The organism is Nonomuraea sp. ZG12 (assembly GCF_052068115.1).
In the GTDB taxonomy this organism is placed as follows: Bacteria; Actinomycetota; Actinomycetes; order Streptosporangiales; family Streptosporangiaceae; genus Nonomuraea.
Window position 1 is genome coordinate 105,685 of the sequence record NZ_JBQHCW010000024.1, and the last position, 21,596, is coordinate 127,280.

At 70.4% G+C, this 21,596-nt stretch carries 22 protein-coding genes; 13 read left to right on the forward strand and 9 right to left on the reverse strand.

Annotated elements, in window-relative coordinates:
* Positions 1 to 25: 25 nt before the first annotated feature.
* On the reverse strand, positions 26 to 631 hold the full coding sequence (locus tag ACTMTF_RS39740; RefSeq protein ID WP_441115279.1) for a Uma2 family endonuclease: 606 nt from the start codon (positions 629 to 631) through the stop codon (positions 26 to 28).
* A gap of 91 nt (positions 632 to 722) precedes the next feature.
* Between ACTMTF_RS39740 and ACTMTF_RS39745 the strand changes: the two genes are divergently transcribed.
* Positions 723 to 956: a hypothetical protein gene (locus ACTMTF_RS39745; protein ID WP_397016830.1), complete on the forward strand. Its 234-nt coding sequence runs from the start codon at positions 723 to 725 to the stop codon at positions 954 to 956.
* Between the two features lie 55 nt (positions 957 to 1,011).
* Here ACTMTF_RS39745 and ACTMTF_RS39750 read toward each other — a convergent pair whose 3' ends face one another.
* On the reverse strand, positions 1,012 to 2,106 hold the full coding sequence (locus ACTMTF_RS39750; protein WP_441115280.1) for a hypothetical protein: 1,095 nt from the start codon (positions 2,104 to 2,106) through the stop codon (positions 1,012 to 1,014).
* A gap of 312 nt (positions 2,107 to 2,418) precedes the next feature.
* On the opposite strand from ACTMTF_RS39750, the gene ACTMTF_RS39755 reads away from it, so the two are divergent.
* Genes ACTMTF_RS39755 through ACTMTF_RS39775 form a run of 5 tightly spaced genes read left to right on the forward strand, consistent with a single transcriptional unit; the run spans position 2,419 to position 7,684 of the window.
* On the forward strand, positions 2,419 to 3,633 hold the full coding sequence (locus tag ACTMTF_RS39755) for an ROK family protein (protein ID WP_441115281.1): 1,215 nt from the start codon (positions 2,419 to 2,421) through the stop codon (positions 3,631 to 3,633).
* A 29-nt stretch (positions 3,634 to 3,662) separates the two neighbouring features.
* Positions 3,663 to 4,439 (forward strand): ABC transporter permease, encoded by a 777-nt coding sequence (locus ACTMTF_RS39760; protein WP_441115282.1) that lies wholly within the window; start codon positions 3,663 to 3,665, stop codon positions 4,437 to 4,439.
* A complete protein-coding gene (locus ACTMTF_RS39765; RefSeq protein ID WP_397016838.1) occupies positions 4,436 to 5,215 on the forward strand; it encodes an ABC transporter ATP-binding protein in 780 nt (259 codons plus the stop codon). The genes ACTMTF_RS39760 and ACTMTF_RS39765 overlap by 4 nt, the downstream gene beginning before the upstream one ends.
* A gap of 34 nt (positions 5,216 to 5,249) precedes the next feature.
* Positions 5,250 to 6,218: an aliphatic sulfonate ABC transporter substrate-binding protein gene (locus ACTMTF_RS39770; protein WP_397016840.1), complete on the forward strand. Its 969-nt coding sequence runs from the start codon at positions 5,250 to 5,252 to the stop codon at positions 6,216 to 6,218.
* Entirely contained in the window at positions 6,215 to 7,684 is a 1,470-nt protein-coding gene (locus ACTMTF_RS39775) for a sulfatase-like hydrolase/transferase (protein WP_441115283.1), read from the forward strand. Before ACTMTF_RS39770 ends, ACTMTF_RS39775 begins: the two co-directional genes overlap by 4 nt.
* 17 nt (positions 7,685 to 7,701) lie before the next feature.
* Here the strand turns inward: ACTMTF_RS39775 and ACTMTF_RS39780 are convergent, their stop codons facing one another.
* The 3 genes from ACTMTF_RS39780 to ACTMTF_RS39790 form a co-directional block, all read right to left on the reverse strand.
* Entirely contained in the window at positions 7,702 to 8,994 is a 1,293-nt protein-coding gene (locus ACTMTF_RS39780) for an MFS transporter (RefSeq protein WP_397016844.1), read from the reverse strand.
* Positions 8,995 to 9,119: 125 nt separating this feature from the next.
* The gene (locus ACTMTF_RS39785) at positions 9,120 to 9,476 is read right to left on the reverse strand and encodes a nuclear transport factor 2 family protein (protein WP_441115284.1); all 357 of its coding nucleotides are present in this window, start codon (positions 9,474 to 9,476) and stop codon (positions 9,120 to 9,122) included.
* A 48-nt stretch (positions 9,477 to 9,524) separates the two neighbouring features.
* Positions 9,525 to 9,923 carry a hypothetical protein gene (locus tag ACTMTF_RS39790; protein ID WP_441115285.1) on the reverse strand — a complete coding sequence of 133 codons (399 nt, stop codon included), beginning with the start codon at positions 9,921 to 9,923 and terminating at the stop codon, positions 9,525 to 9,527.
* A gap of 196 nt (positions 9,924 to 10,119) precedes the next feature.
* Here ACTMTF_RS39790 and ACTMTF_RS39795 point away from each other — a divergent pair, with 196 nt between their 5' ends.
* Positions 10,120 to 10,659: a hypothetical protein gene (locus tag ACTMTF_RS39795; RefSeq protein WP_441115286.1), complete on the forward strand. Its 540-nt coding sequence runs from the start codon at positions 10,120 to 10,122 to the stop codon at positions 10,657 to 10,659.
* Between the two features lie 10 nt (positions 10,660 to 10,669).
* On the opposite strand, the gene ACTMTF_RS39800 is transcribed toward ACTMTF_RS39795, so the two are convergent.
* From ACTMTF_RS39800 to ACTMTF_RS39815, 4 genes are all read right to left on the reverse strand, one after another.
* Positions 10,670 to 13,030 carry an ATP-binding protein gene (locus ACTMTF_RS39800; protein ID WP_441115287.1) on the reverse strand — a complete coding sequence of 787 codons (2,361 nt, stop codon included), beginning with the start codon at positions 13,028 to 13,030 and terminating at the stop codon, positions 10,670 to 10,672.
* 162 nt (positions 13,031 to 13,192) lie between these two features.
* Entirely contained in the window at positions 13,193 to 13,651 is a 459-nt protein-coding gene (locus ACTMTF_RS39805; protein ID WP_441115288.1) for an ATP-binding protein, read from the reverse strand.
* Entirely contained in the window at positions 13,648 to 13,836 is a 189-nt protein-coding gene (locus ACTMTF_RS39810; protein ID WP_397016890.1) for a DUF5999 family protein, read from the reverse strand. Before ACTMTF_RS39810 ends, ACTMTF_RS39805 begins: the two co-directional genes overlap by 4 nt.
* A 173-nt stretch (positions 13,837 to 14,009) precedes the next feature.
* Positions 14,010 to 15,671, reverse strand: coding sequence for a class I adenylate-forming enzyme family protein (locus ACTMTF_RS39815; protein WP_441115289.1), 1,662 nt, complete (start codon positions 15,669 to 15,671; stop codon positions 14,010 to 14,012).
* Between the two features lie 224 nt (positions 15,672 to 15,895).
* Here ACTMTF_RS39815 and argC point away from each other — a divergent pair, with 224 nt between their 5' ends.
* The 6 genes from argC (at position 15,896) to ACTMTF_RS39845 (ending at position 21,592) form a co-directional block, all read left to right on the forward strand.
* The gene (argC, locus tag ACTMTF_RS39820; protein ID WP_441115290.1) at positions 15,896 to 16,918 is read left to right on the forward strand and encodes an N-acetyl-gamma-glutamyl-phosphate reductase; all 1,023 of its coding nucleotides are present in this window, start codon (positions 15,896 to 15,898) and stop codon (positions 16,916 to 16,918) included.
* Positions 16,919 to 16,985: 67 nt separating this feature from the next.
* A complete protein-coding gene (argJ, locus tag ACTMTF_RS39825) occupies positions 16,986 to 18,137 on the forward strand; it encodes a bifunctional glutamate N-acetyltransferase/amino-acid acetyltransferase ArgJ (protein WP_397016860.1) in 1,152 nt (383 codons plus the stop codon).
* A complete protein-coding gene (gene argB, locus ACTMTF_RS39830) occupies positions 18,134 to 19,009 on the forward strand; it encodes an acetylglutamate kinase (protein ID WP_441115291.1) in 876 nt (291 codons plus the stop codon). The genes argJ and argB overlap by 4 nt, the downstream gene beginning before the upstream one ends.
* Positions 19,006 to 20,172, forward strand: a complete 1,167-nt coding sequence (locus tag ACTMTF_RS39835; protein WP_441115292.1) for an acetylornithine transaminase — start codon at positions 19,006 to 19,008, stop codon at positions 20,170 to 20,172. The genes argB and ACTMTF_RS39835 overlap by 4 nt, the downstream gene beginning before the upstream one ends.
* Positions 20,169 to 21,089: an ornithine carbamoyltransferase gene (gene argF, locus ACTMTF_RS39840; RefSeq protein WP_441115293.1), complete on the forward strand. Its 921-nt coding sequence runs from the start codon at positions 20,169 to 20,171 to the stop codon at positions 21,087 to 21,089. The genes ACTMTF_RS39835 and argF overlap by 4 nt, the downstream gene beginning before the upstream one ends.
* The gene (locus ACTMTF_RS39845) at positions 21,086 to 21,592 is read left to right on the forward strand and encodes an arginine repressor (RefSeq protein ID WP_441115294.1); all 507 of its coding nucleotides are present in this window, start codon (positions 21,086 to 21,088) and stop codon (positions 21,590 to 21,592) included. The genes argF and ACTMTF_RS39845 overlap by 4 nt, the downstream gene beginning before the upstream one ends.
* The last annotated feature ends 4 nt before the right edge of the window (positions 21,593 to 21,596 follow it).

Genomic DNA, 21,596 nt, shown 5'->3' on the forward strand with positions numbered 1-21,596 from the left:
TCCGTACCGGCCCTTTCCTCGTGTGTCAGAGGCGGTCGATCTCGGTGAGGTCGAGGTCGATGTCGAAGGGGACGGTGGTCTTGAGGCGTTCGTGGTGGATGCCGGTGGGGACGTAGATGGAGGTCGGCGGGTCGAGCTCATGGACGTAGACCACGGGCCGGCCGGCGCTGCTCTCGACGCGCCAGAAGTGCGGGATCCCGGCCTCCGCGTAGAGCGCCGGCTTCCGCTTGCGATCCCGTGACCTGGACTCGGGGGAGACCACTTCGACGACGAGCGTGACGTCCTGGGCATGGTAGTAGGTCTGCTCCGGGCTCTGGTCCGCGCCGGCGCGGATGACGCACACGTCCGGCTCAGGACGCTGATCCTTGGCGAGGATGACGCTCATTTCCCGACGTATCCGGAAATCATCCGGAACGGTGCGGCGCAGGGAGAGGACCAGAAGGTCGACCATGCGCATATGGAAAGAAGCCTGTGGACTCACGAAGACCAAGCTTCCGTCAATCAACTCTGTGTGCGCAGGCAGATCCGTAATGTGATCGAGGTCTTCCGCCACGAAGCCCTCCGGCGGAGGGAAGATCCAGTCGGGCAGCGAGGACTCTCTCATGTCAATACTCACCGCTTCGGCCGTCATGGTCGTACGATAGCAAGCTATCGCGTTCACTGTCTGTGAACGATCCCGTACAGTTCGGCGCCTCGGCGGACGGCTGGCAGAATGCCGATCCATGAGGCAGCTACTCGTGTTCGGTGAGCGGGACGATGCCGAGGAGGTCGCCGAGACGTTGGCCGAATGGTTTCCCGGGCTCGGGATGCCGCGGGTGGTCCGGGAGACGCTGGCGGGGGAGGACGACGCCGAGGACGCGCAGTGGCTGGTCGTGGCCGAGGGGCTCGACGAGGGTGGCCTGGCGAAGGTCGATGAGCTGGTGGAGCGCTACGACGGCTGGCGCGAGCGGGGCTGAGCCCCGGCGTCGGAGCATGCCGGAGTGGCACGGTCCGACGCCGAGGGCCGGAGGGCTACTGGATGCGCTCGAACGGGGTCGGGGTCTGGCCGGTCCAGCGGTGGAGCCGGGAGTGGGCGGTCTGCTTGGTCACGCCGTCCTCGACGATCTTGCCGTCCTGCGTCACGTAGAAGCGGCCGTCGTCCAGTGACGCCAGGCCGTACTGCCCGCCGGACTCCCAGCCCCGGACGCCGCTCTCCGGGTGGTGCAGGCCTTCGGGGGAGAGGGCGAGCAGGTCGCCCTGCTCCGGCTGCGGCTGCCCCTTGACGGGACCCCGGGTGGGACGCTCGGAACCGTCGACGGTGAAGAGGGAGTAGTTGGGGAACTGCGGCTTGACGCCCTTGTAGGCCGCCATGAGCCACTTGCCGGTGTAGCCGTCGTACTCCAGGTTCTGCACGCCGTAGGTGGTGTTGCCGGTGTGCGCGAAGTACTTGCCGTCGGGGCGGGCGGGGCCGGAGGTGTGCGGGTCGGCCTGGGTGAGCGGGCGCTCGAACCCGCGCCACTTGGTGATGTCGTACTGCAGCAGCACCTGGTGGTCGTTGTCCTGGCGGCCGGTGTTGGAGTAGACGCCGTAGGCGACGGTCAGCTTCTGCTTGCCGTGCCGCTTGCCGAACGAGGGGCCGAAGGCGACGCCGTCGATGCCGCTGCAGCCGTAGCGGTGGTCCGGGGTGTTGCCGACGTTGCCGTCGAACTTGCCGTCGCCGTTCATGTCGGCGCTGTAGTCCGCCACGACCTCCTTGAGGTAGACGGCGGTCACCACCTCGGAGGTCTCGGCGTTCATGTCGAGGCTGGTGATCCGGTCGACGTCGAAGATGGCGATGTAGAAGGCCTGCGCGTCCTTGTACTCCAGGGAGCCGTAGACCCGTCCGTCCTTGGCGTTGAAGTCGAGGTCACCGAGGTGGCCGGTGAAGCCGGTGACGGAGCCCACGGGGCGACCGGTCAGGTCCGTCTTGACGAGGAGGTTGGTGAAGGAGAAGTACATGAACCCCTTCTTCTCGTCGACCGCGATCCCCTGCACATGGCCCGACGGCCACGCTCCGCCGTACACCTCAGCCGGGAACTCCGGCTTGCCGGAGGCGTGCGTAGGAGAGGTAATCAGGGCAGAAGCCATCAAAGCCGTAGCAACCACGTATGCAACCCGCATGTGTTCTTCTCTTACCTTCCATGGATTTCTGGTGATAAAGGAGGACATTAGGGTGTCTGGTGAGATCCTGACAGACTCCTGTCTGGCCGGTCCATGGCCGCAGGTCAAACACCAGGTGAGCGAGAAGGGACGGCGCGCCGCTGTCGTTACGCGAATGTTACGACCCCCTCAAGTGCCCTAATCGCCGTGTATTGCCTGGTCAAAGCCGTGATCGGCACCCGGACGGCCATTTTTCCGGGTTATTGACCAAAATGACCGGCCGTCGGCAGACTCAGCGGCATGCGTCACCTCGGTCCCCTCTCACAACTGCGGCGCGGGCACGAAGAGCTCGTGCTCGGGCTGCTGCGCAAACACGGCCCGCTCAGCCGCGGCGAGCTCGGCAAGCGCTGCGGGCTGTCCCGTACGACCCTGTACGACATCCTCGCCGAGCTGGTCACCAGCGGCGCGGTCGTCACCGCGACCTCGCAGGAGGCTCCGCGCGGGCGAGGCCGCCCGGCCGAGACGCTGACGCTCAACCCCGACGCCGGCCAGGCGATCGGCATCGACTTCGCCCGGCGCGCGGTGCACGTGGCCGCCGTCAACGTCGCCCACGAGATCGTCGGCTCGGCCAGCGAGCCGCACCCGGCCGACCTGTCCTGGGAGGGCAAGGTGGAGCTCGCCGGCCGGCTCGTCGGCGGCCTGACCGGCAACCACACCGGCGGCATCCTGCGGCTGGGCGCGCTCAGCGCGATGGGCGTGGGTGTGGTGGGCCCGGTCGGCGACCCCGAAGAGGAGCAGGCGGACCGCCACCGGGTCGAAGACCTGCTGCGTGAGCGCTTCGGCGTGCCGGTGATGAGCGACAACAACACCAGGCTGGCCGCGCTCGCCGAGTCGATCTGGGGGGCGGCCGCGGGCGGCGCGGACGTGCTCTACCTGCGCCTGTCCCACGGCGTCGGCGGCGGCCTGGTGGTCGGCGGGGCCCTGCACCGGGGCGCGTACGGGCTGTCGGGCGAGTTCGGGCACATCACGGTCGATCCGCACGGGTCCCGATGCGACTGCGGTGGCACGGGATGCCTGGAGACCGTGGCCTCGATCCGATCCGTCCTCGACGCCTATCGCGCCGCGGGCGGGCACGCCGACGACGTCGCCGAGCTGGTGAAGGCGGTCCGGTCCGGTGACCGGGCCGCGCTCGACCTGCTCGGGGACGTCGGGTCGCGGATCGGCGCGGTGCTCGCCGCGCTCTGCAACGCGATCGGCCCCAGCATGATCGTCATCGGCGGTGAGCTGGCCGAGGCCGGCCCCGCACTCCTGGAGCCGATCGAGGCGACGCTGGGCGCGCAGATCATGCCGATCGCCCGGAACCGGGTGAGCCTGCGCCAGGCCACGCTCGGCGAGGTCGCCGGCGCCCTCGGCGGCATCGCGCTGGTGCTGCACGAGTCACCACTGCTGTCGCGCTATCCGGCGGAGCCGGACCAAGCGGAGGACCCCCACATGAACCGATTGGCACGGCCATGACCGCGATCATCACGTCAGAGAAGACGTCCATGCCGCCCGACAGGCGCGCCGGCGCGTACCGGCCGCGGCGTGCCGTGGTGCTCAACCTGATCGCGGTCGCCCTCGGCCTCGCCCTCTGGACGCTGCTGTCATCGATCGGCGTGCAGGGCCTGCCGGGCCCGCTCGCGGTGGCGGCGAAGGGCGGCGAGCTGATCGCCGACGGCACGCTGCTCCTGGACGCGGCGGCCAGCCTGCGCCGGGTGCTGCTCGGCTTCGTCCTCGGCACCCTGCTGGCCGTCCCCGTCGGGTTCCTGATGGGCTGGTACGCCACCGCCCGCGGGCTCCTGGAGCCGTACGTGCAGTTCTTCAGGACGATCCCGCCGCTGGCGATCATCCCGCTGGCGATCGTGCTGCTGGGCATCGGCGAGGTGCCGAAGGTCTTCGTCATCTTCCTGGCCTCGTTCCTGTCCAGCGTGGTGGCCACGTTCCAGGGCGTCGTGGACGTGGACAAGACGCTGATCAACGCCGCGCGCGTGCTCGGGGCCTCCGACCGGACCATCTTCCTCAAGGTCGTGGTGCCGGCGTCCACCCCGTTCATCCTGGTCGGCATGCGGGTCGGGCTCGGCTCGGCCTGGGGGACCCTGGTCGCCGCCGAGCTGATCGCCGCGCAGGAGGGCCTCGGCTTCCGCATGCAGCAGGCCCAGCTCTACTACGACCTCTCCACGATCTTCGTCGGGCTGATCGCCATCGGCGTGCTCGGCCTGCTGATGGACCGGCTGCTGCTGCTGGCCGACCGACGCCTCACCGACTGGCAGGAGCGCCGATGAACAACAAGATCTCGTTCCGGGACGTGGTCAAGACCTACCCGATGCGGGACGGCACCTTCGTCGCCCTCGATCGTGTCCGCCTGGACATCGCCGACCAGGAGTTCGTCACGGTCGTCGGCCCCTCGGGCTGCGGCAAGAGCACGCTGATGAGCATGGCCGCCGGACTCGTCGGGCCCACAGAGGGGGAGGTGCTGGTGGACGGAGTGCCGGTCACCGGCCCCGGTCCCGACCGCGGGGTGATCTTCCAGCAGTACGCGCTCTTCCCCTGGCTGACGGTCCGCAAGAACGTCGAGTTCGGGCTCAAGCTGACCGCGATCTCCGCCGAGGAGCGCAGGCGGCGAGCCGAGCGGGCCATCGAGCTCGTCGGGCTGACCGACTTCGCCGACGCGCTGCCCAAGACGCTGTCGGGCGGGATGAAGCAGCGATGCGCCATCGCCCGCGCGTACGCGGTCAACCCGCAGGTCCTGCTCATGGACGAGCCGTTCGGCGCGCTGGACGCGCTGACCCGGGTGCAGCTGCAGGACCAGCTGCTGCACACCTGGAGCCAGGAGCAGCGCACGGTCATGTTCATCACGCACGACGTCGACGAGGCCGTCTACCTCGCCAGCCGGGTGATCGTGATGGCCGCCAGGCCGGGCCGCGTCCAGCAGATCGTCGACGTGGACCTGCCCTACCCCCGGACCGAGGAGATGCGGCTCTCCCAGGAGTTCGGCCGGATCCGTAACGAGGTCTGGCACTCCGTCTACCACCAGGCACCGGCCGCCCCCGCGGCCTGACGCCCACCCACCCCCCCAGAAAGGACGTACCGCCATGCGTGTACTTCGACGCGCCCTGACCACCGCCGCAGCGGTGACCATGCTCTCGCTGTCCGTGACCGCCTGCTCCTCCGACGGCTCCACGGTCCGATTCGGCTACATCAGCGACTACAACGGCGCCAGCCTCCTCGCCATCGCCGAGAAGCAGGGCATGTGGGAGAAGCAGGGGCTCACTCCCGACATCAAGGTCTTCACCAACGGCCCGCTGCAGATCCAGGCGCTCGGCGCGGGCGACCTCGACTTCGGCTACATCGGCCCCGGAGCCATGTGGCTGCCCGCGTCGGGCAAGGCCAAGGTCGTCGCGATCAACACGCTCGCGTACGCCGACCGCGTCATCGCCAGGCCCGGCATCACCACGATGCAGCAGCTCAAGGGCAAGAAGGTCGGCGTCCCCGAGGGGACCTCCGGCGACATGGTGCTCAACCTGGCCCTGCGCAAGGCGGGCATGACGGCCGAGGACATCGAGAAGGTGCCCATGGACCCGGCCACCGTCGTCTCCGCGTTCGTCGCCGGCCAGATCGACGGCGCCGGTATCTGGTACCCCCTGATCGACAACATCAAGGCGAAGGTGCCCGGGACGGTGGAGCTCGCCAGCACCAAGGAGTTCCCCGACAACTCCTTCCCGACGGCTTTCGTCGGCGGCACCCAGGTGGCGCCCGAGCTCACCGAAAAGGTGATCAAGGTGCTGCAGGACGCCAACGACTGGCGGGCCGCCCATCCGGACGAGGCGATCGCCGAAGCCGCCGCCCTGCTCAAGCTCGACAAGGCCAAGGTCCAGGCGGACGCGGCCAACGTGGAGACCATGACGACCGCCGACCTGGTCGCCAAGACCAAGGACGGCAGCGTCGGCAAATGGCTCAACAGCCTGGGTGACTTCTTCGTCAGCACGGGCCAGCTCCCGTCGGCCCCCGACCCGGCCACCTACTACACCGGTGACCTCTACACGAAGGCCTTCAGCAAGTGAACCTGCTGTTCCTGATGACCGATCAGCATCGCGTCGACACGCTGGGCTGCTACGGCAACCCGCACGTCGCCACGCCGCACCTCGACAGGCTGGCCGCGACCGGTACGCGATTCGATCGGTTCTACACGCCGACGGCCATCTGCACGCCGGCGCGCGCCAGCCTGCTCACCGGGCAGGCGCCGTTCCGGCACCGGCTCCTGGCGAACTACGAGCGCAACGTCGGTTATCTCGAAGACCTGCGGGCCGATGCCTTCACCTTTCCCGACGCGCTGCGGGAGCGGGACTACCAGCTGGGCCTGATCGGCAAGTGGCACGGCGGCACCCACCGCAACGCCGCGTCGTACGGCTTCGACGGTCCCGACCTGCCGGGCTGGCACAATCCCGTCGACCACCCCGACTACCTGGCCTACCTGGCCGAGCGGGGGCTGCCGCCGTACCGGATCTCCGACCTGATCCGCGGCACCACGCCCAACGGCAATCCCGGCAACCTGCTGGCCGCCCGGCTGCACCAGCCGGTCGAGGCGACGTTCGAGCACTATCTGGCGACCCGGGCGATCGAGCAGCTGGACCGCTACGCCGAGGACGGGCGGCCGTTCTTCCTCGCCACCCACTTCTTCGGGCCGCACCTGCCCTATCTGCTGCCGGACGAGTACTTCGACCGGTACGATCCCGCCCTGGTCGAGTTGCCGCCGTCGATCGCGGAGACCTTCGAGGGCAAGCCTCCCGTGCAGCGCAACTACAGCGCGCACTGGACGTTCGACACGATCCCGATCGAGGTCACCCGCAAGCTGATCGCGGTCTACTGGGGTTACGTCACGCTGATCGACGAGCAGATCGGCCGGATCCTGGCCAGGCTCGACGAGCTCGGCCTCACCGAGGAGACGGCCGTCTTCTTCACCGCCGACCACGGCGAGTTCACCGGGGCCCACCGGCTGCACGACAAGGGCCCGGCGATGTACGAGGACATCTACCGTATCCCCGGCATCATCCGGGTTCCGGGCGCCGAGCCGCAGGTCCGGGACGAGTTCGTCACGCTCACCGACTGTACGGCCACGATCCTGGACCTGGCCGGCTGCGACCCGTCACCGGCGGTGGACAGCCGCAGCCTGGTGCCGCTCGTCCGCGGCGAGCACCCAGAGTGGCCCGCCGAGCTGGTCGCCGAGTTCCACGGTCACCACTTCCCGTACCCGCAACGGATGATCCGCGACGAACGGTACAAGCTCGTGGTCAACCCCGAGTCGGTCAACGAGCTCTACGACCTCGCCGAGGACCCGCACGAGCTCACCAACCGGTATCCGCACCCGGAGCTGCAGCCGGTGCGCCGCCGTCTCATGCGCAGGTTGTACGACCTGCTCCGGGAACGCGGCGACAACTTCTACCACTGGATGACGCCCATGTACGACATCGGCGCCTCGGACTACGACCCGAGTCTGAGCTCGTTCGAACCGGAAGGCGTGCGGACCTAGACCCGAACTAGACCGGCTCAGACCGGGGCCTGCTCGGCTCGGCGGGCGCGCTCCGCCAGCGCGTGCTCGTCGGTGCTGGAGTCGTAGCGGCGGAACTGCGGCAGCGCGGCGGCGAGCGCTGCCACGGCGGCGACGCACAGCAACCCGCCCGCGGCCATCGAGATCCGGGGCCCGCCGAGCCGTTCCATGAGCGACGCCCTGGTGTTGCCCAGCATCGGGCCGGTGGAGTAGGAGAGCAGTTCGATGCCCGCCAGCCTGCCGCGCATCTCGTTGGGGATCGTCTGGTTCCACATGGTCATCCGGAAGATGCCGCTGACCATGTCGGCCGCGCCCGCGAGCGCCAGACAGGCGGCCATCGTCCAGAAGTTCGGGACCAGCCCGGCCAGGGTCACCGCCACGCCCCACAGCAGCGCCGCCACCAGCACGCCCAGGCCGTGCCGGCGCACGCGCGCGGTCCACCCGCCGGTCAGCGAGGCCAGCAGGCCGCCGACGGCGCCCGCCGAGTACAGCAGCCCGACGGCTTCCAGCGCGCCGTACTCCTCGGCCAGGCCGGGGTAGAGGGAGGTCGACATGGCGAACACCATCGCGGCGATGTCGACCAGGTAGGTGCCGACCAGATCCTTGCGGCCGACGGCATAGCGCAAGCCCTCGACCAGCGAGCCGAGCGAGGCGGACCCGGCGTCCTGGGCCGGCGCCCTGGACTCGATCCGCCAGAGCAGCAACAGCGACAGCACGAAACTGAGGGTGTCGAGCCCGTAGGCGAAGGCCGTGCCGAGCGTGGACACCAGCAGGCCGCCCAGCGCCGGGGCGGCGATCGCGCCGAAGTTCCAGCGCACGCTGGTCAGCACCGCCACCGCGCCGAGCTGGTCGTGCCGGACGACCTGCGGGATCAGGGACTCCATGCTGGGCCGCTGCAGGCAGCTGATGCCCGTCGCCAGCGCGCCGACCACGTACAGCACCCAGATCTGCGGCTCCGGCAGCATCGCGTTGACCATGAGCAGGGCCGAGGTGACCGCCAGCCCCAGCTCGCTCAGCAGGATGACCTTACGGCGGTCCAGCGAGTCGGCGATCGCCCCGCCCCACAGCCCGCAGACCACCATGGGCGCGAACTCCGCCAGGCTCATCAGCCCGACCGCCAGGTAGGAGCCGGTCAGCTCCCACATCTGGTAGGGCACCGCCACCATGGTGATGAACGTGCCGAACATCGTCACGACGCCCGACACCATCAGCAACCGGAAGTCGCGTGAGTCGCGTAGCGGGCTCACGTCCAGCGCGAGGTGGGATGCGAGGTTCTTGATGCGATCGGACACGGAGTCCGATTCTCTCCTGCCGCGCCACGCCCCACAAACGGTTTTCCACCCGCCGTGACCTTCGCCACCGCCCCGGCACGCCGAAAGCCCCCGGTGTCCCGGAGGCCAAGGGCGCGGGTGGGGCGTCAGGCGGTGGGGACCTGGTCCAGGAAGCCCAGGACCTTGCTGATCCGGCCGTCCCCGGCGAGCTCCACCACGTCGAACCCGATCACCACGGGCTCCTCGCCCCCCGGGCCCAGATGCCAGGTGAAGCGGGCGATGCCGTGGTGGGCGTCGTACACCTTCCCGGCGGTGAAGACGAAGCCGGGGAACATCCCCTGGGCGCCCTCGATCACGGCGGCGATCCCGGCGTGCCCGGCCACGTCGGCCAGCGGATCGGTGTAGGTGGCGTCCTCGGTCCACACCTCGGCGACGGCCTTGGCGCGGGCGACGGCGTCGGTCTCGTTCCAGGCGGCGAGGTAACGCTCGACCAGATTGCTCATGATTTTTCAGCCTTTCAAACGATATTTCGGTCTATGAGGTACGGCGTGTCAGCGCAGCCTGCGCAGGCCGGTGATCTGGAGCTCGGCGAAGACCGCCACCACGAGCGCCTGGGCGATGGCCCAGACCGCCCCGATCGTGGTGAACTCCAGCACCCCGGTGAGGACGGCGGCGACGCTGCCGAGCGCCCAGGCCAGGTTCACCCCGATGACCGCCATGGTGGCCGCCCTGCTGACGGTGCCGCGAGCGGCCAGCAGGCCGACCGCCGCGCCGTACCCGAGCAGGAAGATCCCGAGCCCGCGCAGCAGGCCCGCGTCGGGTCCGAGCAGGTCGGTGAGGAGACCGGCGCCCGCGAGGTAGGCCAGCCCGTTGACCCCCGTGACGGCGGCGTCGAGGGCCAGGACGAGGCGCAGGAACCTGGTGCGATCGGCGGTGGCAGGAGTGCTCATTTCACGTCTCCTTAGGTCGTTTTCGACAACGCCAAGGTCTCACCGGGCACATAGCCGCCGCGATTACGTGGGAGGTAACGCCGATCCTCCGAGGAGCCCTGATAGGGGCGGTGACCTGCGACGACGGTCAGCTCAGATGAGGAGAAACGGCCCGGGCGATTAGAGTCCGGTCGCAGGCGCGTCGAGGGAGGACACGGTGGGGTCGATCACCTGGTGGCGGGTGCGGATCATCCCCGTGCTGATCCTCGCCGGCATGGCGCTGTTCCTCAACGACCAGGGTGCACGACGGGAGCCCGGCGCCCTGGCGCGGGCCGGGAGCGTGGTGGAGGGGACGGCGGCCGGCTACCGCGCCTTCACCGAGAGCGCCGGGAACGGGAACCGGACCTCGACGAGGGTGGTGTTCGCGCTGACGCTGGCCGAGTATCCGGCCAACGTGACCTTCCGGCTCGAACGGCCGCCCACCGGCGGGGTGCCTGACGGGGCGCGGGTGCGGCTCGACGTGGCCGCCGACGCGGCGGAGTCCGTCGCGCGGGCCCGCCGCCACCCCGACGCCGCGTATGTGATCAGGGCGCTGGGCGCGGTGGTCGACGGCCGCACGGTCTACACCGCCGCCGAGGGCGCGGACCGGGCGACGGCCGCGGCGGGCGGCTACCGGATCGCGGCCGGCGGGTGCGCCCTCCTGGCGCTTGCCTGGCTGGCCTGGCTGGTCAGGACGTGGTCCAGACGGACCGGTTGACGCGCGGTCGTCAGGCCTCGGAGGAGGCTCTGGCCTGCTCGCCGACCCACACGGCGATCTGCGAGCGGGAGTTGAAGCCGAGTTTGGTCAGAATATGCTCGATGTGGCCTTCCGCCGTCCGCTGGGCGATCACCAGGGACGCCGCGATCTCCTTGTTCGTCATCCCCTGGGCGACCAGCCGCGCGATCTCGGTCTCCCGCCGGGTGAGCGGCGCGGGCTCGGCGGGCTCCTCCTCCGCGGGCCTGTCCTCCTCCAGGCCGTAGGCGAGCGCCTCGTCGTAGGAGAGCCGGGCGCCGCGCCGGACGGCGGCGGTGAAGGCCGGCTCGCCCAGCGCCTTGCGGGTACGTGCCTCGCAGTCGTCGTGATAGCCGGCCAGATGCCCGTAGCCGGACAGCGGCGCGCCGACGGACCGCCAGACCGTCATGAGACACCCCAGCAGCCGGGCCGCCCGCCGATACCGCTTCTGGTCGGCGGCGATCCACGCCAGCACCTCCAGGTTGACGCCGGAGCCCAGCGCGTCACCGAGCGAGCCGTTGAAGCGCAAACTCTGCTTCTCCAACTCGGTCGCGCGCTCGACGTTGTCCCGCCGCCACTCCTCCACGCCCAGCGCCATCGAGGTGTACGCGCGATGCCAGCCTTCGTCGTGGGCGTCGCACAGGGCGATGCACTCCTCGGCCAGGGAGATGGCCAGCGAGGAGTTGCCGAGGAAGGAGTGCGCGAGAGACAGCCGGATCAGCGACAGCGTCCGGCCCACCGGGTCCTGGGTGTCGGCATGCCTGGCGAGGGCGTCCTCGTACAGCTTGACCGCGGTCTCCGCGCGACCGTCGGACATGGCGACCATGCCGGAGAACAGGGCCGCGTAGCCGAGGATCGACTCGTTCTGCAGGCGTTCGCCGATGCCGCGGCTCTCCTTCAGCATCGTCGTGGCGGCGGGCATGTCGGCCTGGATGATGGCCAGCCAGCTGTTGGCCCACAGCGCGCGGGCGCGTATCTCGTCCGGCTCGGTGTAGGTGGCCAGCCCCTGGTCGAGCCAGCGCCGCCCCTCGCCGAGGTAGTAGCTGGTGATCCAGTGGTAGAGCAGGTCGGTGGCCATCTCGATGCCGGCGGCGATGTCGTCTGGATGGCCGTGCTCGCCGTGCTCGCCGAAGGAGTACTCCAGCGCGGCGCGCAGGTTGGCGTGCTCCAGGTGGAGCCGGGTGAACCAGGCCACCTGCGCGGGCCCGAACAGCTCCGAGCGCACCCGGGCGGCCAGGGCGCGGTAGTGGTCGCGATGCCGCCGCCGCAGCGTGTCCTCCTGGCCGGAGGCGGCGAGCCGGTCGCGGCCGTACTGGCGGATCGTCTCCAGCATCCGGTAACGCACGTCCTGCTGGTGCTCCTCCCGGATCAGGATGGACTTGTCCACCAGGCCGATCACCAGGTCGACGACCTCTTCGCGGGCGATTCCCGGACCCGCGCACACCTCCTCGGCGCTCGGCAGCCCGAAGCCGTCGGTGAACACGGCGGCGCGCTCCCACAGCAGCCGCTCCTGCTCCGAGCACAGGGCGTGACTCCAGTCGATCAGCGCGCGCAGCGTCTGATGGCGGGGCAGCACGGCGGGCGACCCGGCGGTGAGCAGGCGGAAGCGGTCGTCCAGCAGGTCGAGGATCTGCTGCGCCGACAGCGCCCGCAGCCGGGCGGCCGCCAGTTCGATCGCGAGCGGCAGGCCGTCGACGTGGCGGCAGATGGCCGCCACCACGTCCCGGTTCTCCTCGGTGACGGTGAAGGTCGGCAGGACGGCGCGGGCCCGCTCGGCGAACAGCCGCACCGCGTCGGACCGCAGAAGGGCGTCGAGCGACTCGCGGGGCTCGCCGTCCGCGGGCAGCGGCAGCGTCGGTACGGTCAGCGCCTGCTCACCGGCGATGCCCAGCGCCTGCCGGCTGGTGGCGAGGACGCGTACCTCAGGGGCGGCGCGCAGCAGTCTCTCCACGAGCACGGCGGACTCCTCGACGAGGTGCTCGCAGTTGTCCAGGATCAGCAGGGCCTGCTTGTCGTGCAGGTGGTCGGTGAGAACCCGCAGGGGCTCGGAGGCCGAGGAGCCGCGGATCTCCAGGGCCTCGACCACGGTCTGGGCGAGCAGGCCGGGGCCGTCCAGCGTTGCCAGCTCCACCAGCCACACGCCGTCCCTGAACGCGCGTGCCACCTCCTCGCCCACCCGCAGGGCGAGCCGGGTCTTGCCGACCCCGCCCGCGCCGGTCAGCGTCACCGAGCGTGACTCGCTGAGGGCCTGCCTGGCGGCGGCCACCTCGTGCCGACGCCCCACGAAACTGTTCACCTCGGCGGGCAGCCCGTTCGGCCGGCGTCGCCGGGTGGAGCTCGCTGTCACCGCAGTCATGGATGCCTTCATGCCGGGAAGGCAGCTCCTTTTGTGAGGGCATGCCTGGACTATGTGGTTATGCCCGGTTCTCTAGAAGGATGCGTACCGGCAGGTCAAAGGAGCTGCAACTACTTTTGGGCATCGCGTGACGAAGGGCCCGGGAGAGGGCCCGAAGAGTGATCAGCACACGCCGGGAGCGGTCTGCCAGCAGGTGGCGCCGGCCCGCACGGCCAGCCGGAACCAGACGACCTTGCCCAGGCGGGTGCTCTCGCTGCCCCAGCAGCAGGCCAGCATGTCGACCAGGTGCATGCCGCGCCCCCGCTCGGCGTCCCAGCTCAACTCGCGCATGCGCGGCGGCTGGTCGCTCTCGTCCTCGACCCCGCAGCGCAACACCCCGTCCTCGACGGACATGGTGACCTGGATCTGCCCCTGGCCGTGCCGGAGCGAGTTCGTCACCAGCTCACTGACGAGCAGCTCGACGACCTCGCCGTGCCGGCCGTAGCCCCACTGCTCCAGCTGCGTGCGAGCCTGGTGGCGGGCTCTGCGGACGGAGACGGCGGTGGGCGGGAACGTCCAGGAGACCGTTCCGGTCCGGTCCCCGGTCATGGCCGTCACCAGTCGCTGTACGAGCAGGTTCATGCCACGCCCTCCGCGGTGCCGGCGGGCACGGCCTGTCCGTCCGGCAGCAGCTCGCCCGTGTCGTCGAAGGACACGACCCCGTTGCAGAGCAGCCCCCAGCCCTGTTCCGGGTGATACGCGACGAGCCGGGCGGCCTCATGGTTCGGGGCGTCCGCAGGCGGACACGGCGGGTGGTGCTGACACATCATTCTCCCCATCCAGGTAAACAGTCGAGTTAACCAGGATCTCTCCCCCCATACGCCAGCAGCAGGTGATAAATCCCTATGTCACTACCCATATTCGGATTACCTAGGTAGTCCCAGAAACGTGCAAACCCGCGCGGATCCCAAAATCTGGATGCCGCGCGGGTCACGATCGTTCAGCCGCCCAGAATCTGCCTGCGCAGGTGCGTCTTGAGGATCTTGCCGCCCGGGTTGCGCGGCAGCTCGGTGTCGTGGAACCAGACGTGCGCCGGGATCTTGAACGGGGCGATCCGGCCGGTCAGGAAGGCCCGCAGCTCCTCCTTGGTGACCGTGGCGCCAGGCGCCAGCCGGACCACCGCGCCCACCTCCTCGCCGAGCTCGTCGTGCGGTACGCCGATCACCGCCACGTCGTCCACCGCCGGGTGCTCGAACAGGGCCGCCTCCACCTCGGCGCAGTAGACGTTCTCGCCACCCCTGATCACCATGTCCTTGGCCCGGTCCACGATGTAGACGAAGCCCTCCTCGTCGATCCTGGCCAGGTCGCCGGTGTGCAGCCAGCCGTTCACGAACGTCTCGGCGGTGGCCTGGGGCTTGTTCCAGTAGCCCCGGATGACGTTCGGGCCGCGCACGCACAGCTCGCCCACCTCGCCGGCGGGCAGCTCCTCGCCCATCGGGCTGACGACGCGCACGTCCACCACGGCCGTGGGGCGGCCGATGCTGTCGGGTCTGGCGTGGTAGTCCGCGCCGCCGTTGCCGATGGCCAGCGCCGTCGTCTCCGTCATGCCGTAGCCGTTGGAGGGCGCCCGGTCGGGCAGGTTCTGGGTGATGCGCTCCAGGAGCTTGGGCGGCGCGGGGGCGCCGCCGTAGCCGAGCGTGGTCAGCGACGACAGGTCGTAGGAGCCGAAGTCCGGGTGCGACAGGAGCTGCCAGGCGTTGGTCGGCACCCCGAGCATCGCGGTGATCCGCTCCCGCTCGATCAGCCGCAGCGCCTTCCCGGCGTCCCACTTGTACATGAGCACCAGGCAGCCGCCGCTGAACATGGTGGTGGTCAGCGCGGAGAAGCAGCCGGTGACGTGGAACAGCGGCACGGTCAGCAGCGTCACCCTGCGCACGGTGGCGGCCGCGGCGTAGTCCTTGCCCGCCATCGTCACGGCGCGCATCAAGCCGTAGGCGACCGTCATCGGCGACTGGCCCAGATTGCGGTGCGTGCCGAGCGCGCCCTTGGGGTGGCCGGTGGTGCCCGAGGTGTAGAAGATGGTGGCCGGGTCGTCGGGGGAGAGGTCGACCACGGGCAGCGCCGCCTCGGGCGTGACCTCGCCCAGCACGTCCTCGAAGGTCCGCGCGCCCTCCGGCGCCTCACCCCTGACGACGATCAGCGGCACGCCGGTCCCCAGCAGCTTGACGGCGCGCTCGGCGTCGGCGATGAGCACCTTGGCCCCCGAGTCGCTCACCCCGTAGGCCAGCTCGGGCTCGGTCCACCAGGCGTTGAGCGGCACGGCGATGGCCCCGCAGACCAGGACGGCGGAGAAGGCGATCGACCATTCCGGATAGTTGCGCATGGCGATCGCCACCCGGTCGCCCTTGCTCACGCCGTAGTCCTCGATGAGGCGGCCGGCCAGGGCCGCGACCCGCCGGAAGTGGTCTTCGAAGGTGATGTGCTCGTCCTCGTAGACCAGGAAGACCTTGTCGCCGTGGAACCTGCTGATGTCGAGCAGAGCACGGTGGTCGGTGGGGGCGTGTTTCCACGTGCGTATTCCGGTGTCGCCGAGCTCCACGGTCTCGAAAAGCTCGCCCGGGGCGGTGAGTTTGGCTTGAACCTCGTCGTGCGAAAGGGTCATTACGCAGTACTCCCGGCAGGTCACGACTGTCGAATACATCACAATACCGACCGGTAGGTACGTAGCGCTAGGCGTCCTCACGGCCGGTCGCAGGGGGAATGAGGGCTCGGACATCGTCTCGACATCTGGACACTCGGCGCTATCGGCTTGCATGTGCACCCTCTGGAGGGCATCATCGATAAGCAAGAACATGAGCACGGATGCATGAACATGCAGGAGGTCTGATGAGAGCGGCGATCGCCGGCGCCAGTGGCTATGCGGGTGGCGAGTTGCTCCGCCTCCTGCTCAGCCACCCCGAACTGGAGATCGGCACGCTCACCGCGGCCTCCAGCGCGGGCAGCGCGCTCGGCGCCCACCAGCCCCAGCTGCCCCAGCTGGCCGACCGGATCATCCAGGAGACCACCGCGGAGGCGCTCGCCGGCCACGACGTGGTCTTCCTGGCCCTGCCGCACGGCCACTCGGCGGCGGTGGCCGCCCAGCTCGGCAAGGATACGCTCGTCGTCGATTGCGGCGCCGATCACCGGCTCGCCGACCCCGCCGCCTGGCAGGAGTTCTACGGCGGCGAGCACGCCGGCACCTGGCCCTACGGCCTGCCCGAGCTGCCCGGCCAGCGCGACGTGCTGCGCGCCGCCACCCGCATCGCGGTGCCGGGCTGCTACCCGACCTCCGTCCTGCTGGCGCTGCTGCCCGCCTTCGCGCACGGCCTGGCCGAGCCGGAGGTGGTGGTCGTGGCCGCCAGCGGCACCAGCGGCGCCGGGCGGTCGCTGAAGCCCAGTCTGCTGGGCAGCGAGGTCATGGGCTCGGTCAGCGCCTACGGCGTGGGCGGGACGCACCGCCACACGCCGGAGATGGAGCAGGGCCTCAGCCTGGCCGCGGGCGTGCCGGTGCGGGTGTCGTTCACCCCGACCCTGGCCCCGATGAGCCGCGGCATCCTGGCCACCTGCTCGGCTCCCGCCAAGCCCGGCCTCACCCAGCAGTCGCTCAGGACCGCCTACGAAGTGGCGCTGAAGGCCGAGCCGTTCGTGCGCCTGCTGCCCGAAGGCACCTGGCCCGCCACCGCGATGACCTACGGCGCCAACACCGCCGCCGTGCAGGTGACGCTCGACGAGCGCGCCGGCCGCGTGGTCGCCGTCATCGCCATCGACAACCTCACCAAGGGCACGGCCGGAGGCGCTGTCCAGAGCGCCAACCTCGCCCTCGGCCTGCCGGAAGAGCTCGGCCTCCCCCTGACAGGAGTTGCTCCGTGAGCAAGCGCAGTCGATCAACCAGCAAGCACGGGTGGCTGACACCCTGGCGGACGATGAGGGAGGCCGTATGAGCGTGACCGCACCTCTCGGCTTCCGGGCCGCGGGCGTCGCCGCCGGCATCAAGGCGGGCGGCTCGCGTGATCTGGCCCTCGTCGTCAACGACGGTCCGAGCCGCGCGGCCGCCGGAGTCTTCACCGCCAACCGCGTGAAGGCCGCCCCGGTGCTCTGGTCACAGCAGGTCCTGCGCGGCGGCCGGCTGCGAGCGGTCGTCCTCAACTCGGGCGGCGCCAACGCCTGCACCGGCCCCGAGGGCTTCCAGGACACGCACGCCACCGCCGAGAAGGTGGCCGAGGTCATCGAGGACTCCGCGGGCGAGATCGCGGTCTGCTCGACCGGCCTGATCGGCGAGCGGCTGCCCATGGACGACCTGCTGCCCGGCGTGGAGGTGGCGGCCGCACAGCTCTCCCGCGACGGCGGCCTGGCCGCGGCCGACGCCATCCGCACCACCGACACCGTGTCCAAGATCTCCTTCAAGCGGGGCGACGGCTACATGGTGGGCGGCATGGCCAAGGGCGCGGGCATGCTCGCCCCCGGCCTGGCCACCATGCTCAGCGTCATCACCACCGACGCCGACCTCACCGCCGAGGAGCTCGACGCGGTGCTGCGCAGGGCCACCGCGCAGACGTTCGACCGGCTCGACACCGACGGCTGCATGTCGACCAATGACACGGTCCTGCTGATGTCGAGCGGCGCTTCCGGGACGAAGCCCGATATTTCGGAGTTCGAGCAGAAGGTCACCGAGGTCTGCGCCGACCTGGCCAGGCAGCTCCTCGTCGACGCCGAGGGCGCCTCCAAGGCCATCGCCATCGAGGTGGTCGGCGCCGCGTCCGAGGACGACGCGGTCAAGGTGGGCCGGGCGGTCGCCCGCTCCAACCTGCTCAAGTGCGCCATCCACGGCGAGGACCCCAACTGGGGCCGCGTGCTGTCGGCCGTCGGCACCACCGACGCCGAGTTCGAGCCCGACCGGCTCAACGTCGCCATCAACGGCATCTGGATCTGCCGGGCCGGCGCGGTCGGCGACGACCGCGCCAAGGTGGACATGCGCCCCCGCGACGTGACCATCACCGTCGACCTGTCGGCCGGGCCGCACACCGCGACCGTGCACACCACCGACCTGACGGCCGACTACGTCCACGAGAACTCGGCGTACTCCTCATGAGGGCCGGCACCGCACACGCCAAGGCGGGCGTGCTGATCGAGGCGCTGCCCTGGCTGGAGCGCTTCCACGGCGCCACCATCGTGATCAAGTACGGCGGCAACGCGATGACCGACGAGGCGCTCAAGGAGGGCTTCGCCGAGGACATCGTCTTCCTGCGCTACGCCGGGCTCCGGCCCGTCGTCGTGCACGGCGGCGGCCCGCAGATCAGCGAGCATCTAGACCGGCTCGGCATCGAGTCGACCTTCACCGCCGGGCTGCGCGTCACCACCCCGGAGGCCATGAAGGTCGTCAGGATGGTGCTGGTCGGCCAGGTCAACCGCGACATCGTGGGCCTGGTCAACCGGCACGGCCCGTTCGCGGTCGGCCTGTCGGGCGAGGACGCCCACCTGTTCACCGCCGAGCGCAAGAGCGCGATGGTCGACGGCAGCCCGGTCGACATCGGCCAGGTCGGCGAGATCGTCAAGGTCGAGCCCGGCGCGGTCCAGGCCCTGATCGCCGACGGCCGCATCCCCGTGGTCTCCAGCGTGGCGCGCGGCGTCGACGGGGAGGTCTTCAACGTGAACGCCGACACCGCCGCCGCCGCCCTCGCCGTGGCGCTGAGCGCGGAGAAGCTGGTCGTGCTCACCGACGTCGAGGGCCTGTACGCCAACTGGCCCGACAACACCGAACTGATCGACCAGCTGGACGCGGCGGAGCTGGAGCGGCTCATCCCGAGCCTGTCGAGCGGCATGGTGCCCAAGATGGAAGCCTGCCTGACCGCGGTCCAGGGCGGCGTCCCGCAGGCGCACGTGCTCGACGGCCGGGTGCCCCACTCGCTGCTGCTGGAGATCTTCACCAACGAAGGAATCGGAACCATGGTGATGCCCTCATGAGCCTCTACGAAAGGTTCGAGCAGGCATTCATGCCCAACTACGGCGTCCCGCCGGTCGCACTCGCCAAGGGCGAGGGCACCCGCGTGTGGGACGTCGACGGCAAGCCCTATCTCGACTTCATCGGCGGCATCGCGGTCACCTCGCTCGGCCACGCCCACCCGGCGCTGGTCGAGGCGGTCTCCAAGCAGGTGGCGACCATCGCGCACACCAGCAACCTGTTCCTGCACGAGCCCGAGGTGCTGCTCGCCGAGCGGCTGCTGGGCCTGCTGGACACGCCCGGCCGCGTCTTCTTCGCCAACTCCGGCACCGAGGCCAACGAGGCCGCGCTCAAGCTCGCGCTCAAGTACGCCAGGCGCACCGGCCGCACCTACCTGGTCGCCGCCGAGAACGGATTCCACGGCCGCACCCTCGGCGCGCTGTCGCTGACCGGCAAGGCGTCGATCCGCGATCAGTTCGGCCCGTTCCCGACGGACGTCCGGTTCGTCCCGTACGGTGACGCGGCCGCGCTCAAGGAGGCCGTCACCGGCGACTGCGCCGCGGTCTTCCTGGAGCCCACGCAGGGCGAGGCGGGCGTGGTCCCGCCGCCCGACGGCTATCTGGCGGCGGCCCGCGAGATCTGCGACGCCACCGGCGCCCTGCTCGTGGCCGACGAGATCCAGTCGGCCATCGGCCGCACCGGCCACTGGTTCGCCCACCAGGCCGACGGCTTCACCCCCGACATCCTCACCCTGGCCAAGGGGCTGGGCGGCGGCCTGCCGATCGGCGCCTGCATCGGCTTCGGCGACGCGGGCACCCTGTTCGACAAGGGCGACCACGGCTCCACCTTCGGTGGCAACCCGGTCTCGTGCGCCGCCGCGCTGGCCGTACTCGATCATGTGGACCTCGACCACGTGCGGTCGGCCGGCGCGCGGCTGCGCGGCGGGCTGGAGGCGATCGACCACCCGCTGCTGAAGGGGGTGCGCGGGCGCGGCCTGTGGCTGGCCGCCGTGCTCCGCGAGCCGGTCTCCGGCAAGGTGCAGCAGGCCGCCGCCGACGCCGGCTTCCTCGTCAACGCCCTGCAGCCGGACGCCGTACGGCTCGCGCCGCCGCTGGTCGTGACCGCCGAGGAGATCGACGCGTTCGTCGACGCGTTCCCGCGGATCCTCACGGAGGCGGCCGGATGACCAGGCACTTCCTGCGCGACGACGACCTGTCGCCCGACGAGCAGGCCGAGGTGCTCGACCTGGCCGCGGCGATGAAGAAGGACCGGTACGGCTACCGTCCGTTCGAGGGGCCCCAGACGGTCGCGGTGCTGTTCGACAAGCCGTCGGCCAGGACCCGCGTCTCCTTCCACGTCGGCATCGGCGAGCTCGGCGGCCTGCCGCTGGTCGTCGACGGCGTCTCGACGCTGATGGGCCGGGGGGAGCCCGTCGAGGACCTCGCGCGGGTGCTCGACCGGCAGGTCGCCGCCATCGTCTGGCGCACCAACGGCCAGCGGCTGATCGACACCATGGCCGCGAACTCCGCCGTGCCCGTGGTCAACGCGCTCACCGACGACTTCCACCCCTGCCAGATCCTCGCCGACCTGCAGACGGTGCGGGAGAAGCTCGGCAGGACGGCCGGGCTGACGCTGACCTACGTCGGCGACGGCGCCAACAACATGGCCCACTCCTACCTGCTCGGCGGCGCCACGGCGGGGATGCACGTACGCGTCGCCGCCCCGGCCGGGTACCAGCCCGACGCCGTCGTCCTCGGCCAGGCGGCGGCCATCGCCGCGCGGACCGGTGGCTCCGTGGTCTCGCTGTCGGACCCGGTGGCCGCGGTCCAGGGCGCGCACGTCGTGGCCGCCGACACCTGGGTGTCGATGGGCCAGGACGGCAAGGAGGAGCGACTGGCGACGCTCATGCCCTACCAGGTCAACGCCGAGCTCATGGCGCACGCCGCGGACGACGCGATCGTGCTGCACTGCCTGCCGGCCTACCGTGGCAACGAGATCACCGAGGAGGTGCTCGACGGCCCGCGGAGTGTGGTGTGGGACCAGGCGGAGAATCGGCTGCACGCGCAGAAGGCGCTGCTGCACTGGCTGGTGAGCCGGACATGACCGTACCGATGACCAAGGTCGCCCGGCAGGCGAAGATCACTGACCTGCTGCAGCGGCAGGCCGTACGCTCCCAGCCCGAGCTGGCCAAGCTGCTCGCCGAGAGCGGCGTCGAGGTCACCCAGGCCACGCTCTCCCGCGACCTCGACGAGCTGGGCGCGCTCAAGCTGCGCGCCGAGGACGGCTCGCTGGTCTACGCGCTGCCCGGCGAGGGCGGCGGCCGGATCCCGCTGGCGCGGCTCGGCACCGGCGAGTCGCCCGCCGCCCGGCTGCACCGCATCGCGGAGGAGCTGCTGGTCAGCGCCGACGCGTCGGCCAACCTGGTGATCGCCAGGACGCCGCCGGGCGCCGCGCAGTTCCTCGCCTCCGCTATCGACCACGCCGACTGGGAGTCGATCCTCGGCACCGTCGCGGGCGACGACACGATCCTGGTCATCAGCCGTGATCCGCAGGGCGGACACGCTGTGGCCGAGGCCCTGCTGAAGGTGGCTGACCGACGCACCTAGCCCA

Coding starts and splice junctions, on each gene's coding strand:
- ACTMTF_RS39740 (WP_441115279.1), bottom strand. CDS start 631: ATGACGGCCGAAGCGGTGAGTATTGACATGAGAGAGTCCTCGCTGCCC.
- ACTMTF_RS39745 (WP_397016830.1), top strand. CDS start 723: ATGAGGCAGCTACTCGTGTTCGGTGAGCGGGACGATGCCGAGGAGGTC.
- ACTMTF_RS39750 (WP_441115280.1), bottom strand. CDS start 2,106: ATGGCTTCTGCCCTGATTACCTCTCCTACGCACGCCTCCGGCAAGCCG.
- ACTMTF_RS39755 (WP_441115281.1), top strand. CDS start 2,419: ATGCGTCACCTCGGTCCCCTCTCACAACTGCGGCGCGGGCACGAAGAG.
- ACTMTF_RS39760 (WP_441115282.1), top strand. CDS start 3,663: ATGCCGCCCGACAGGCGCGCCGGCGCGTACCGGCCGCGGCGTGCCGTG.
- ACTMTF_RS39765 (WP_397016838.1), top strand. CDS start 4,436: ATGAACAACAAGATCTCGTTCCGGGACGTGGTCAAGACCTACCCGATG.
- ACTMTF_RS39770 (WP_397016840.1), top strand. CDS start 5,250: ATGCGTGTACTTCGACGCGCCCTGACCACCGCCGCAGCGGTGACCATG.
- ACTMTF_RS39785 (WP_441115284.1), bottom strand. CDS start 9,476: ATGAGCAATCTGGTCGAGCGTTACCTCGCCGCCTGGAACGAGACCGAC.
- ACTMTF_RS39790 (WP_441115285.1), bottom strand. CDS start 9,923: ATGAGCACTCCTGCCACCGCCGATCGCACCAGGTTCCTGCGCCTCGTC.
- ACTMTF_RS39800 (WP_441115287.1), bottom strand. CDS start 13,030: ATGACTGCGGTGACAGCGAGCTCCACCCGGCGACGCCGGCCGAACGGG.
- ACTMTF_RS39805 (WP_441115288.1), bottom strand. CDS start 13,651: ATGAACCTGCTCGTACAGCGACTGGTGACGGCCATGACCGGGGACCGG.
- ACTMTF_RS39810 (WP_397016890.1), bottom strand. CDS start 13,836: ATGTGTCAGCACCACCCGCCGTGTCCGCCTGCGGACGCCCCGAACCAT.
- ACTMTF_RS39815 (WP_441115289.1), bottom strand. CDS start 15,671: ATGACCCTTTCGCACGACGAGGTTCAAGCCAAACTCACCGCCCCGGGC.
- argC (WP_441115290.1), top strand. CDS start 15,896: ATGAGAGCGGCGATCGCCGGCGCCAGTGGCTATGCGGGTGGCGAGTTG.
- argJ (WP_397016860.1), top strand. CDS start 16,986: ATGAGCGTGACCGCACCTCTCGGCTTCCGGGCCGCGGGCGTCGCCGCC.
- argB (WP_441115291.1), top strand. CDS start 18,134: ATGAGGGCCGGCACCGCACACGCCAAGGCGGGCGTGCTGATCGAGGCG.
- ACTMTF_RS39835 (WP_441115292.1), top strand. CDS start 19,006: ATGAGCCTCTACGAAAGGTTCGAGCAGGCATTCATGCCCAACTACGGC.
- argF (WP_441115293.1), top strand. CDS start 20,169: ATGACCAGGCACTTCCTGCGCGACGACGACCTGTCGCCCGACGAGCAG.
- ACTMTF_RS39845 (WP_441115294.1), top strand. CDS start 21,086: ATGACCGTACCGATGACCAAGGTCGCCCGGCAGGCGAAGATCACTGAC.